Origin of the sequence: Zobellella denitrificans, from assembly GCF_002407485.1 — a bacterium.
Classification (GTDB): domain Bacteria; phylum Pseudomonadota; class Gammaproteobacteria; order Enterobacterales; family Aeromonadaceae; genus Oceanimonas; species Oceanimonas denitrificans.
On the sequence record NZ_CP012621.1, the window covers coordinates 262,968 to 276,310 of the forward strand.

Consider the following 13,343-nt stretch of genomic DNA (forward strand, 5'->3'; position numbering starts at 1 on the left):
AGCATGTCTAAAGAAAAATTTGAACGTACAAAACCGCACGTTAACGTTGGTACCATCGGCCACGTTGACCACGGTAAAACGACCCTGACCGCTGCCATCACCAACGTCCTGGCCAAGAAGTTTGGTGGCGCTGCCCGCGCGTTCGATCAGATCGACAACGCTCCGGAAGAAAAAGCCCGTGGTATCACCATCGCCGCTTCCCACGTCGAGTATGACACCGAAATCCGTCACTACGCGCACGTTGACTGCCCCGGCCACGCCGACTACGTGAAAAACATGATCACCGGTGCGGCCCAGATGGACGGCGCCATCCTGGTGGTTGCTGCCACCGACGGCCCCATGCCGCAAACCCGTGAGCACATCCTGCTGGCCCGCCAGGTAGGCGTACCCTACATCGTCGTGTTCATGAACAAGTGTGACATGGTTGACGACGAAGAGCTGCTCGAGCTGGTAGAAATGGAAGTGCGCGAGCTGCTGTCCGAGTACGACTTCCCGGGCGACGACATTCCGGTTATCCAGGGTTCCGCCCTGAAAGGCCTGGAAGGTGACCCCCAGTGGGAAGAGAAGATCCTGGAGCTGGCCAACGCCCTGGACACCTACATCCCCGAGCCCGAGCGTGCCATCGACGGTGCCTTCCTGATGCCGATCGAAGACGTGTTCTCCATCCAGGGTCGTGGCACCGTGGTTACCGGCCGTGTTGAGCGTGGTATCGTGAAAGTGGGTGACACCATCGAAATCGTTGGTATCAAAGACACCATCACCACCACCTGTACCGGCGTGGAAATGTTCCGCAAGCTGCTGGACGAAGGCCGTGCCGGCGAGAACATCGGTGCCCTGCTGCGTGGTACCAAGCGTGAAGAAGTTGAGCGTGGTCAGGTTCTGGCCAAGCCCGGCTCCATCAAGCCGCACACCAAGTTCGAGTCCGAAGTGTACGTACTGTCCAAGGAAGAAGGTGGTCGTCACACCCCGTTCTTCAAGGGCTACCGTCCGCAGTTCTACTTCCGTACCACCGACGTGACCGGCACCATCGAACTGCCGGAAGGCGTTGAGATGGTAATGCCTGGCGACAACATCAAGATGGTCGTGACCCTGATCGCTCCCATCGCGATGGAAGACGGTCTGCGCTTCGCCATCCGTGAAGGCGGCCGCACCGTTGGCGCCGGCGTTGTTGCCAAGATCATCGAGTAATAGCGCTTACAATCACACCGGAAAGCCCCTATAATAGGGGCTTTCTTGTATTAGGGGCGTAGTTCCAATTGGTAGAACGGCGGTCTCCAAAACCGACGGTTGGGGGTTCGAGTCCCTCCGCCCCTGCCACTTACCTCGCCGATAGCGGGGTTTTCGCGTCTGTGACAGACTTAAGTTTTTAGACAGGTAGCTTATGAGTGCAAACACCGAGAACCAGGGCGGGGCAAAAGATACCCTGCTGTGGGGTCTGGTTTTCATTATTTTGATCGCGGCCGTGGTCGCCAATTATCTCTATAGTGATCTGGCAGTCTTCATTCGTGCTGCCGGCGTGGTAGTGGCTGCGGGTATCGCCGGTTTGCTGGCCTATCAGACCCAGAAGGGCAAGAGCACCTTCGCCTTCGCCAAGGAGTCCCGTCTGGAAATGCGCAAGGTGGTGTGGCCGACCCGCCAGGAAGCCATCCAGACCACCCTGATCGTACTGGCCGTCACCGCTCTGGTTGGCCTCTTTCTGTTTTTGCTGGATGGCCTGCTGGTATGGCTGGTCAATCTGGTTACCGGAGTATAAGGATTAGCCATGTCAGAACAAAGAATGCGTTGGTATGTGGTCCAGGCGTTTTCCGGATATGAAGGGCGCGTCGCCAAGTCCCTGCGCGAGCATATCAAGATGCACGGCATGGAAGATCAGTTCGGCGAAGTGCTGGTACCTACCGAAGAGGTGGTGGAAATGCGCGCCGGCCAGAAGCGCAAGAGCGAGCGCAAGTTCTTCCCCGGCTACGTGCTGGTTCAGATGCAGATGAACGATGCCACCTGGCACCTGGTACGCAGTATCCCCCGGGTGATGGGCTTTATCGGCGGCACTCCCGAGCGTCCGGCGCCCATCTCCGACAAGGAAGCCGACGCCATCCTCAACCGCCTGCAGGATGCGGTGGACAAGCCGAAACCCAAGACCCTGTTCGAGCCGGGCGAGGTGGTGAGGGTCACCGAAGGCCCCTTCGCCGACTTCAATGGTGTGGTGGAAGAGGTGGATTACGAGAAGAGCCGGGTCAAGGTGTCCGTGCTCATCTTCGGTCGTTCCACCCCGGTGGAGCTGGAATTCGGTCAGGTGGAAAAATCCTGAGTATATTTCGAGCAAGATGCTTGAGCGGGGCGGCAAATTGCACTACAATTTGCCGCCCTTTTAACTTGGGGAGCCGTTAGCGGAGCCTGGCTCCAAGGCGTTATCACCCATTCTTGAGGTAATTTTCAATGGCTAAAAAAGTACAAGCCTACATCAAGCTGCAGGTAGCAGCTGGTGCAGCTAACCCGAGCCCGCCCGTTGGTCCTGCCCTGGGTCAGCACGGCGTGAACATCATGGAATTCTGTAAGGCGTTCAACGCCCGTACCGAAAGCCTGGAAAAAGGCGCGCCGACTCCGGTCGTGATCACCGTATACAGTGACCGCTCCTTCACCTTCGAAACCAAGACTCCGCCCGCCGCCTTCCTGCTGAAGAAAGCGGCTGGCGTCAAGTCCGGCTCCGGCAAGCCCAACAAAGAGAAAGTGGGCACCGTGACCCGCGCTCAGCTGGAAGAAATCGCCAAGACCAAGGCCCCGGACATGACCGGTGCTGACGTTGACGCCCGCGTGCGTTGCCTCGAAGGTTCTGCCCGTTCCATGGGCCTGGTAGTGGAGGGCTAAGACAATGGCAAAACTGACCAAGCGTATGCGTACCATCCGTGAGCGTGTGAACGCCACCAAAGAGTACGAAATCAACGAAGCCATCGCCCTGCTGAAAGAGCTGGCCACCGCCAAGTTCGTCGAGAGCATCGACGTGGCTGTCAACCTCGGCATCGATGCCCGTAAATCCGACCAGAACGTGCGTGGCGCCACCGTGCTGCCCCACGGCACCGGTCGTGACGTGCGTGTCGCCGTGTTCGCCCAGGGTGCCAACGCCGACGCCGCCAAGGCTGCCGGTGCCGACCTGGTCGGCATGGACGACCTGGCCGAGCAGGTGAAGAAAGGCGAAATGAACTTCGACGTGGTCATCGCCTCTCCCGACGCCATGCGCGTGGTGGGTCAGCTGGGCCAGATCCTGGGTCCGCGTGGCCTGATGCCGAACCCGAAAGTGGGTACCGTTACCCCGAACGTGGCCGAAGCCGTGCAGAATGCCAAGGCTGGTCAGGTGCGTTACCGTAACGACAAGAACGGTATCATCCACACCACCATCGGCAAGGTCGATTTCGACGCCGACAAGCTGAAAGGCAACCTGGAAGCCCTGCTGGGCGCGCTGAAGCGTGCCAAGCCGGCTTCCTCCAAGGGCCAGTACATCAAGAAAGTCAGCCTGTCCACCACCATGGGCGCTGGCGTTTCTATCGAACAGTCCAGCCTGGACGTTGCTTAATTAAGCATTTACAAGGCGCAGTGATTCTCGTAGAATTTTGCGCCTTGTTATTTGGTTGGGGGCTTCGACTCCCGTCCAAGACCGCTGGAGCCGCAAGGCTTAATTTTCCAGCGTAGATGGTGCCGGGACCCAGTTAGAAAGCATTCCTTTCTTCTGGAATCTGCCACCTTGGTGCCCCAAAACCTGGGGCGTGTGTTTAATCTGGGAATTTCCCAGGTGGAATCCAGGAGTTTAGCCAATGGCATTAAGACTCGACGACAAAAAAGCAATTGTTGCTGAAGTCAACGAAGCTGCCAAGGGCGCCCTGTCTGCAGTCGTTGCCGATTCTCGCGGCGTGACCGTAGCTGCCATGACCACCCTGCGCAAGCAAGCCCGTGACAACGGTATCTACCTCAAGGTAGTCCGTAACACCCTGGCTCGCCTGGCAGTGGAAGGGACCGATTACGAGTGCCTGAAAGAGGTATTCGTGGGTCCTACCCTGATCGCGTTTTCCAACGAACACCCGGGCGCTGCCGCTCGTCTGTTCAAGGATTTTGCCAAAGAGCAAAACGCGTTCGAGGTGAAAGGTCTGGCTTACGAGGGCGAATTTATCCCCGCGGCCCAAATTGACCGCCTCGCCAAGCTGCCGACTTACGAAGAAGCGATCGCCAAGCTGATGGCTACCATGAAGGAAGCCTCTGCCGGCAAGCTGGTTCGTACTTTTGCTGCCCTGCGCGACAAGAAAGAAGCCGAAGCCGCCTAAGGCGCTTCTGGTTGCTTGATTACCGTCTACTTCAGAACATTAGGAATTTGAGTCATGTCTATCACTAAAGACCAAATCATCGAAGCCGTTGCAGAAATGTCTGTAATGCAAGTTGTTGAACTGATCGAAGCCATGGAAGAGAAGTTCGGCGTTTCTGCTGCCGCTGCCGTAGCCGTTGCCGGTGAAGCCGCCGCTGCCGTAGAAGAGCAGACCGAGTTCGACGTGATCCTGGCTGCTGCCGGCGCGAACAAGGTTGCCGTTATCAAGGCCGTTCGTGGCGCTACCGGTCTGGGCCTGAAAGAAGCCAAGGCTCTGGTTGAGTCTGCTCCTGCCGCTGTTAAAGAGCAGCTGAGCAAAGGCGAAGCCGAAGCACTGAAGAAAGAGCTTGAAGAAGCTGGTGCTACTGTTGAGCTCAAATAAGCTAGACTATAGCTTAGCGGCCTGAGCAATCGGGCTAGGGCTGGTGAATCTTTATTCACCGGCCCTTTTGCGCTGTGGGATGAGGGGAATTTTCACATCGTTTGCGCCCCTTGTTGTTCCAGCCTCCGGGTGTTGTCGAGAGACCCGGCCTGACAAAAAACGATGTTTTTAGAGCTGTCCCATTTGGACAGAGTGGGTCACTTATCAGCGAGCTGAGGAACCCTATGGTTTACTCTTATACCGAGAAAAAACGCATTCGTAAGGACTTCGGTAAGCGTGACCAGGTCTTGGACACGCCTTACCTGCTGTCAATCCAGCTTGACTCCTTCAAACAGTTTATTGAAGCAGATCCCCAAGGCGAGTACGGTCTGGAAGCGGCTTTCCGCAGCGTTTTCCCCATCACCAGCTATTCCGGCACCGCCGAGCTGCAGTATGTCAGCTTCCGGCTGGGTGAGCCCGTGTTTGACGTGCAGGAATGTCAAATTCGCGGCGTGACCTACTCGGCGCCGCTGCGCGTCAAGTTGCGGATGGTCCTGTACGACAGAGAAGCCGCCGCCGGCACTGTCAAGGACATCAAGGAGCAAGAAGTCTACATGGGCGAAATCCCGCTCATGACTGAGAACGGTACCTTCGTCATCAACGGTACCGAGCGGGTAATCGTCTCCCAGCTGCACCGCAGCCCGGGTGTGTTTTTCGATCACGATCGCGGCAAGACCCACTCTTCCGGCAAGGTGCTGTATAACGCCCGTGTGATCCCCTACCGTGGTTCCTGGCTCGATTTCGAATTCGATCCCAAAGACAACCTGTTCGTGCGCATCGATCGTCGCCGCAAGCTGCCGGCGTCCATTATCCTGCGTGCGCTCGACTTCACCACCGAAGACATCCTGGCCACCTTCTTCGACACCACCCGGTTCGAAGTGGTCGATGGCAAGCTGATGATGGAGCTCAAGCCCGAGCGCCTGCGCGGTGAAACCGCCTCCTTCGACATCGTGGTCGCCGGCGAAACCGTGGTGGAAACCGGTCGCCGCATCACCGCCCGCCATATCCGCCAACTGGAAAAGGCCGGTGTCGAGCAGATCGAAGTTCCGGTGGAATATGCCGTCGGCAAGGTGTCGGCCAAGGATTACATCAACGCCGACACCGGTGAAGTGATCGTCGCCGCCAACAGCGAACTGAGCCTGGAAAACCTGGCCAACCTGTCTGTGGCCGGCTTCAAGCAGTTCGAGACCCTGTTCACCAACGAACTGGATCACGGCGCCTACATGTCCGAGACCCTGCGCATCGATTCCGCCACCACCCGCCTCGAGGCGCTGGTGGAAATCTATCGCATGATGCGTCCGGGCGAGCCGCCCACCCGCGAAGCGGCCGAAACCCTGTTCGAAAACCTGTTCTTCTCCGAAGATCGCTACGATCTGTCCACCGTGGGCCGGATGAAGTTCAACCGCCGCCTGGGCCGGGAAGAACTCAATGGTCCGGGTACCCTGACCAAGTCCGACATCGTCGACGTGATGAAGCAGTTGATCGACATCCGTAACGGTAACGACGAGGTGGACGATATCGATCACCTGGGTAACCGCCGGATCCGCTCCGTCGGCGAAATGGCCGAAAACCAGTTCCGCGTGGGCCTGGTTCGCGTCGAGCGCGCGGTGAAGGAGCGCCTGTCCCTGGGCGATCTGGACACCCTGATGCCCCAGGATCTGATCAACGCCAAGCCGATTTCCGCCGCGGTGAAGGAGTTCTTCGGTTCCAGCCAGCTGTCCCAGTTCATGGACCAGAACAACCCGCTGTCGGAAGTGACCCACAAGCGCCGTATCTCGGCCCTGGGCCCGGGCGGCCTGACCCGTGAGCGCGCCGGCTTCGAAGTGCGCGACGTGCACCCGACCCACTACGGCCGCCTGTGCCCCATCGAGACCCCTGAAGGTCCGAACATCGGTCTGATCAACTCCCTGGCCTGCTATTCCCGCACCAACGAGTACGGTTTCCTCGAGACCCCGTACCGCCGGGTGGTGGACGGCCAGATCACCGACGAGGTGGATTACCTGTCCGCCATCGAGGAGGGCCACTTCGTCATCGCCCAGGCCAACGCCGCCACCGACGAAAACGGCCGCCTGCTGGACGAGCTGGTGCCCAGCCGTCACAAGGGTGAAGCCACCTACATGAATGCCGATCAGGTCCAGTACATGGACGTGAGCCCGCAGCAGATCGTCTCGGTCGCGGCCTCGCTGATCCCCTTCCTCGAGCACGATGACGCCAACCGGGCACTGATGGGCTCGAACATGCAACGTCAGGCGGTGCCGACCCTGAAGGCGGACAAGCCGCTGGTAGGTACCGGTATCGAGCGTGCCGTGGCGGTGGACTCCGGTGTGACCGTGGTCGCCAAGCGCGGTGGCGTGGTCGATTACGTCGACGCTTCCCGCATCGTGGTCAAGGTCAACGAGGAAGAGATGCTGCCGGGCGAAGCCGGTATCGACATCTACAACCTGACCAAGTACACCCGTTCCAACCAGAACACCTGCATCAACCAGCGTCCCTGCGTGATGCCGGGCGAACTGGTGCTGGGTGGCGACGTGCTGGCCGACGGCCCCTCCACCGACCTGGGTGAACTGGCCCTGGGCCAGAACCTGCGCGTGGCCTTCATGCCCTGGAACGGCTACAACTTCGAAGACTCCATCCTGCTGAGCGAGCGGCTGGTACAGGAAGATCGCCTGACCACCATCCACATCCAGGAACTGTCCTGTATCTCCCGTGACACCAAGCTGGGTCCGGAAGAGATCACCGCCGACATTCCCAACGTGGGTGAGGCCGCCCTGAGCAAGCTGGACGAGTCCGGCATCGTCTACGTGGGCGCCGAAGTGAAACCCGGCGATATCCTGGTCGGCAAGGTCACCCCCAAGGGTGAGAGCCAGCTGACCCCGGAAGAGAAGCTGCTGCGCGCCATCTTCGGCGAAAAGGCCTCCGACGTGAAGGACTCTTCCCTGCGGGTGCCCAACTCCGTGTACGGTACCGTCATCGACGTGCAGGTCTTCACCCGTGACGGCGTGGAGAAGGACAAGCGTGCCCAGGACATCGAGCAGATGCAGCTCAAGCAGGCCAAGAAGGACCTGACCGAAGAGTTCAGCATCCTCGAAGAAGGCATCTTCGCCCGCGCCCGCTCCGTGCTGATCGCCGCCGGTCTGAGCGCCGACAAGGTCGACAAGATTGCCCGTGCCAAGCTGCTGGAGCAGGCGGTGGACGACGAAGGCAAGCAGATCGAGCTGGAGCAGATCGCCGAGCAGTATGCCGAGCTGAAGGCCGACTTCGACAAGAAGTTCGAAAACAAGCGCCGCAAGATCACCCAGGGCGACGATCTGGCCCCGGGCGTGCTCAAGATCGTCAAGGTCTACCTGGCGGTGAAGCGTCGTATCCAGCCCGGCGACAAGATGGCCGGCCGTCACGGTAACAAGGGTGTTATCTCCACCATAGTGCCGATCGAAGACATGCCCCACGACGAACACGGCACCCCCGTCGACATCGTGCTCAACCCGCTGGGCGTACCCTCGCGGATGAACATCGGTCAGATCCTCGAAACCCACCTCGGTCTGGCGGCCAAGGGCATCGGCGAGAAGATCGATCGCATGATCAAGGAGCAGCAGGAAGTGGCCCGTCTGCGCGACTTCATCCAGGAAGTCTACAATCTGGGTGACGGCGTACGGCAGAAAGTGGATCTGTCCACCTTCTCCGACGACGAGGTTCGGGTGCTGGCCGAGAACCTGCGCAAAGGCATGCCGATCGCCACCCCGGCCTTCGACGGTGCGCGCGAGCACGAGATCAAGCGCCTGCTGACGCTGGCGGATCTGCCGGAATCCGGCCAGATCACCCTGTACGACGGCCGTACCGGCAATGCCTTCGAGCGTCCGGTCACCGTGGGCTACATGTACATGCTGAAGTTGAACCACCTGGTGGACGACAAGATGCACGCCCGTTCTACCGGCTCCTACAGCCTGGTCACCCAGCAGCCGCTGGGCGGTAAGGTCCAGTTCGGCGGCCAGCGTTTCGGGGAGATGGAAGTGTGGGCGCTGGAAGCTTACGGCGCCGCCTACACCCTGCAGGAAATGCTGACCGTCAAGTCGGACGATGTAAACGGCCGGACCAAGATGTACAAGAACATCGTGGACGGCGATCACCGCATGGAGCCGGGCATGCCCGAGTCCTTCAACGTACTGTTGAAGGAAATCCGCTCCCTCGGTATCAACATCGAGCTGGAAGAGAATTAAGGCGAGCGACTGCCTCGGAAATAACGGCGCCCCCTTTTTCCTTTGGGAAGAGGGGAGCGCCCAGGTAGAACTCCTCACAGGAGACTAACGTGAAAGACTTGCTTAAGTTTTTGAAAGCGCAGAGTAAGACTGAAGAGTTTGACGGTATCAAAATCGGTCTGGCCTCGCCGGACATGATCCGCTCTTGGTCCTATGGCGAAGTCAAGAAGCCTGAGACCATCAACTACCGTACCTTCAAGCCGGAGCGTGACGGCCTTTTCTGTGCCCGGATTTTCGGTCCGGTCAAGGACTATGAGTGTCTGTGTGGCAAGTACAAGCGCCTCAAGCACCGCGGTGTAATCTGCGAGAAGTGCGGCGTGGAAGTTACCCAGACCAAGGTGCGCCGCGAGCGCATGGGCCACATCGAGCTGGCCAGCCCGGTCGCCCACATCTGGTTTTTGAAATCCCTGCCGAGCCGCATTGGCCTGCTGCTGGACATGACCCTGCGCGACATCGAGCGGGTGCTGTACTTCGAATCCTTCGTGGTGATCGAGCCGGGCATGACCAACCTGGAGCGTGGCCAGATGCTGTCCGAAGAACAGTACCTGGACGCCCTGGAAGAGTGGGGTGACGAGTTCGACGCCAAGATGGGCGCTGAGGCGGTGCTGGCCCTGCTGCGCGGCATCGATCTGGAAGGCGAGATCAACACCATGCGCGAGGAGCTGGATCAGACCAACTCCGAGACCAAACGCAAGAAGATCACCAAGCGCCTCAAGCTGATGGAAGCCTTCCACTTCTCCGGCAACAAGCCCGAGTGGATGGTGATGACGGTACTGCCGGTGCTGCCGCCGGATCTGCGTCCGCTGGTTCCGCTCGACGGCGGCCGCTTCGCGACTTCGGATCTGAACGATCTGTATCGTCGTGTTATCAACCGCAACAACCGTCTGAAGCGCCTGCTCGATCTGGCTGCGCCCGATATCATAGTGCGCAACGAAAAGCGGATGCTGCAGGAGTCTGTCGACGCCCTGCTGGACAACGGCCGTCGCGGCCGCGCCATCACCGGCTCCAACAAGCGTCCGCTCAAGTCCCTGGCCGACATGATCAAGGGTAAACAGGGTCGTTTCCGTCAGAACCTGCTGGGCAAGCGGGTCGACTACTCCGGCCGTTCCGTGATCACCGTGGGCCCGACCCTGCGCCTGCACCAGTGCGGCCTGCCCAAGAAGATGGCGCTGGAGCTGTTCAAGCCCTTCATCTACGGCAAGCTGGAAGCCCGTGGCCTGGCCACCACCATCAAGGCGGCCAAGAAGATGGTCGAGCGCGAGGAAGCCGTGGTCTGGGACATCCTGGACGACGTCATCCGCGAGCATCCGGTGCTGCTGAACCGGGCGCCGACCCTGCACCGTCTGGGGATCCAGGCGTTCGAGCCGGTGCTGATCGAAGGCAAGGCCATCCAGCTGCACCCCCTGGTGTGTGCGGCCTACAACGCCGACTTCGACGGTGACCAGATGGCGGTCCACGTACCGCTGACCCTGGAAGCCCAGCTCGAAGCCCGTGCGCTGATGATGTCCACCAACAACATCCTGTCTCCGGCCAACGGCGAGCCCATAATAGTTCCTTCCCAGGACGTGGTACTGGGTCTGTACTACATGACCCGGGAAAAGATCAACGCCAAGGGCGAGGGCATGCTGCTGACCAGCGCCAAGGAGGCCGAAAAGGTCTACCGCGCCGGCCACGCCGAGCTGCACGCCCGGGTCAAGGTGCGCATCACCGATTTCGAAAAGATGGAAGACGGCACCATGGTGGAAAAGACCGCCATCCGTGACACCACCATCGGCCGCGCCATCCTGTCCCTGATCGTGCCCAAGGGCCTGCCCTTCGGCATGGTCGACCAGGCCATGGGCAAGAAGCAGATCTCCCGGCTGCTGAACGGCTGTTATCGCCGTCTGGGCCTGAAGGACTCCGTCATCTTCGCCGACCAGCTGATGTACACCGGCTTCCATTACGCCACCCTGTCCGGCGTGTCCGTCGGCATCAACGACATGGTGATCCCGGATGCGAAGAAGGACATCATCGAAGAGGCCGAAGCCGAAGTTACCGAAATCCAGGATCAGTTCCAGTCCGGTCTGGTGACCGCGGGCGAGCGCTACAACAAGGTTATCGACATCTGGGCCAGCGCCAACGAGCGGGTGTCCAAGGCGATGATGGAAAACCTGTCGAAGGACGTGGTCATCAACCGTGACGGCCAGGAAGAGCTGCAGGACTCCTTCAACAGCATCTACATGATGGCCGACTCCGGCGCCCGGGGTAGTGCCGCCCAGATCCGTCAGCTCGCCGGTATGCGGGGCCTGATGGCCAAGCCGGACGGCTCCATCATCGAGACGCCGATCATCGCGAACTTCCGCGAAGGCCTGAACGTACTGCAGTACTTCATCTCCACCCACGGTGCCCGTAAGGGTCTGGCGGATACGGCGCTGAAGACCGCGAACTCCGGTTACCTGACCCGTCGTCTGGTGGACGTGGCCCAGGACCTGGTGATCACCTCCGATGACTGTGGTACCCACGAAGGTCTGTGGATGACCCCGCTGATCGAAGGCGGCGACGTGGTCGAGCCCCTGCGCGAGCGCGTGCTGGGCCGGGTGGTGGCCGAGGACGTGATCAAGCCCGGTACCGACGAGGAAGTGCTGGTAGCCCGCAACACCCTGCTCGACGAGAAGTGGTGTGACGTGCTGGAAGGCAACTCCGTCGATCGGGTCAAGGTGCGTTCCGTCATCACCTGTGACAACGACCACGGCGTTTGCGCCCATTGTTACGGTCGCGATCTGGCCCGTGGCCACCTGGTCAACCAGGGCGAGGCGGTCGGCGTTATCGCCGCCCAGTCCATCGGTGAGCCGGGTACCCAGCTGACCATGCGTACCTTCCACATCGGTGGTGCGGCATCGCGGGCGGCGGCCGAGAGCAGCATCCAGGTCAAGAACAGCGGTACCGTCAAGCTGCAGAACGCCAAGTTCGTTACCAACGCCGATGGCAAGACGGTGATCGTGTCCCGCTCTTCCGAGCTGACCATCATCGACGACATGGGCCAGACCCGGGAAAACCACAAGCTGCCCTACGGTGCCCTGCTGGAGAAAGCCGACGGCGAAACCGTACAGGCCGGCCAGATCGTGGCCAACTGGGATCCGCACACCCACCCCATCGTCACCGAGGTGGCGGGCCGCATCAAGTTCATCGACATGATCGACGGCATCACCATCAGCCGCCAGACCGACGAACTGACCGGTCTGTCCAGCATCGTGGTGATGGACGTGAACGAGCGTCCCAGCGCCGGTAAGGAACTGCGCCCGACCGTGAAGCTGGTGGACGAGTCCGGCAAGGACGTGTTCATCCCCGGTACCGACCTGGCGGCCCTGTACTTCCTGCCCGGTCGTGCCATCGTCAGCCTGGAAGACGGCGCCGTGCTCAACGTGGGTGACGCCCTGGCGCGTATCCCGCAGGAATCCGGCGGTACCAAGGACATCACCGGTGGTCTGCCGCGGGTTGCCGACCTGTTCGAAGCCCGTCAGCCGAAAGAGCCGGCCATCCTGGCCGAGGTATCCGGCACCATCTCCTTCGGGAAAGAGACCAAGGGCAAGCGCCGCCTGGTGATCACCCCGCTGGAAGGGGGCGAGGCCTACGAAGAGATGATCCCGAAATGGCGTCACCTCAACGTGTTTGAAGGTGAGAAGGTCGAAAAAGGCGAAGTGCTGGCCGACGGCCCGGAATCTCCCCACGATATCCTGCGCCTGCGCGGTATCAGCCCGGTGGCGAACTACATCGTCAACGAGGTGCAGGAGGTTTACCGTCTGCAGGGCGTTAAGATCAACGACAAGCACATCGAGACCATCGTCCGTCAGATGCTGCGCCGTGCCGAGATCATGAACGCCGGTGACTCCGACTTTATCGAAGGCGAACAGGCCGAGGTGGTGCGGATCCGCCAGGCCAACCGGGCTCTGGAAGCCGAGGGCAAGCAACCGATCAGCTATCGTCACGTGCTGATGGGCATCACCAAGGCGTCCCTGAGCACCGAATCCTTCATCTCGGCGGCTTCCTTCCAGGAAACCACCCGGGTGCTGACCGAGGCGGCGGTGTCCGGCAAGGTCGACGACCTGCGCGGTCTGAAGGAAAACGTGATCGTGGGCCGTCTGGTACCGGCCGGTACCGGCTTCGCCTACCATCAGGGCCGTCAGGCCCGGCGTCAGCCGGAGCAGCCGGTGCAGATCTCGGCGGACGAAGCCGAACAGAGTCTGGCCGATCTGCTGAACGCCGCCGGCGGCAACGACGAATAAGTTATCTCGACTCGCTGATAAGACAAGGGCTCCCGCAAGGGGGCCCTTTTTTATGTCCGCCG

At 60.3% G+C, this 13,343-nt stretch carries 9 protein-coding genes and 1 tRNA gene; all 10 read left to right on the top strand.

Annotated features, from left to right (window positions below; translation table 11 throughout):
- Positions 1–3 precede the first annotated feature (3 nt).
- Positions 4–1,188, top strand: a complete 1,185-nt coding sequence (tuf, locus tag AN401_RS01265) for an elongation factor Tu (RefSeq protein WP_096778336.1) — start codon at positions 4–6, stop codon at positions 1,186–1,188.
- 52 nt (positions 1,189–1,240) lie between these two features.
- Positions 1,241–1,317, top strand: a tRNA-Trp gene (locus AN401_RS01270).
- A gap of 64 nt (positions 1,318–1,381) precedes the next feature.
- Positions 1,382–1,753 carry a preprotein translocase subunit SecE gene (gene secE / locus AN401_RS01275; protein WP_094039544.1) on the top strand — a complete coding sequence of 124 codons (372 nt, stop codon included), beginning with the start codon at positions 1,382–1,384 and terminating at the stop codon, positions 1,751–1,753.
- Between the two features lie 9 nt (positions 1,754–1,762).
- A complete protein-coding gene (gene nusG, locus AN401_RS01280) occupies positions 1,763–2,305 on the top strand; it encodes a transcription termination/antitermination protein NusG (protein ID WP_094039543.1) in 543 nt (180 codons plus the stop codon).
- Between the two features lie 128 nt (positions 2,306–2,433).
- Positions 2,434–2,862: a 50S ribosomal protein L11 gene (gene rplK, locus AN401_RS01285; protein WP_094039542.1), complete on the top strand. Its 429-nt coding sequence runs from the start codon at positions 2,434–2,436 to the stop codon at positions 2,860–2,862.
- Between the two features lie 4 nt (positions 2,863–2,866).
- A complete protein-coding gene (rplA, locus tag AN401_RS01290; protein WP_094039541.1) occupies positions 2,867–3,565 on the top strand; it encodes a 50S ribosomal protein L1 in 699 nt (232 codons plus the stop codon).
- Between the two features lie 238 nt (positions 3,566–3,803).
- Complete coding sequence (rplJ, locus tag AN401_RS01295) at positions 3,804–4,307, top strand: 50S ribosomal protein L10 (RefSeq protein WP_094039540.1); 504 nt, start codon at positions 3,804–3,806, stop codon at positions 4,305–4,307.
- A 54-nt stretch (positions 4,308–4,361) separates the two neighbouring features.
- Complete coding sequence (rplL, locus tag AN401_RS01300; RefSeq protein ID WP_094039539.1) at positions 4,362–4,727, top strand: 50S ribosomal protein L7/L12; 366 nt, start codon at positions 4,362–4,364, stop codon at positions 4,725–4,727.
- A gap of 224 nt (positions 4,728–4,951) precedes the next feature.
- Positions 4,952–8,980, top strand: coding sequence for a DNA-directed RNA polymerase subunit beta (rpoB, locus tag AN401_RS01305; protein ID WP_096778337.1), 4,029 nt, complete (start codon positions 4,952–4,954; stop codon positions 8,978–8,980).
- 89 nt (positions 8,981–9,069) lie between these two features.
- On the top strand, positions 9,070–13,281 hold the full coding sequence (gene rpoC / locus AN401_RS01310; RefSeq protein ID WP_096778338.1) for a DNA-directed RNA polymerase subunit beta': 4,212 nt from the start codon (positions 9,070–9,072) through the stop codon (positions 13,279–13,281).
- The last annotated feature ends 62 nt before the right edge of the window (positions 13,282–13,343 follow it).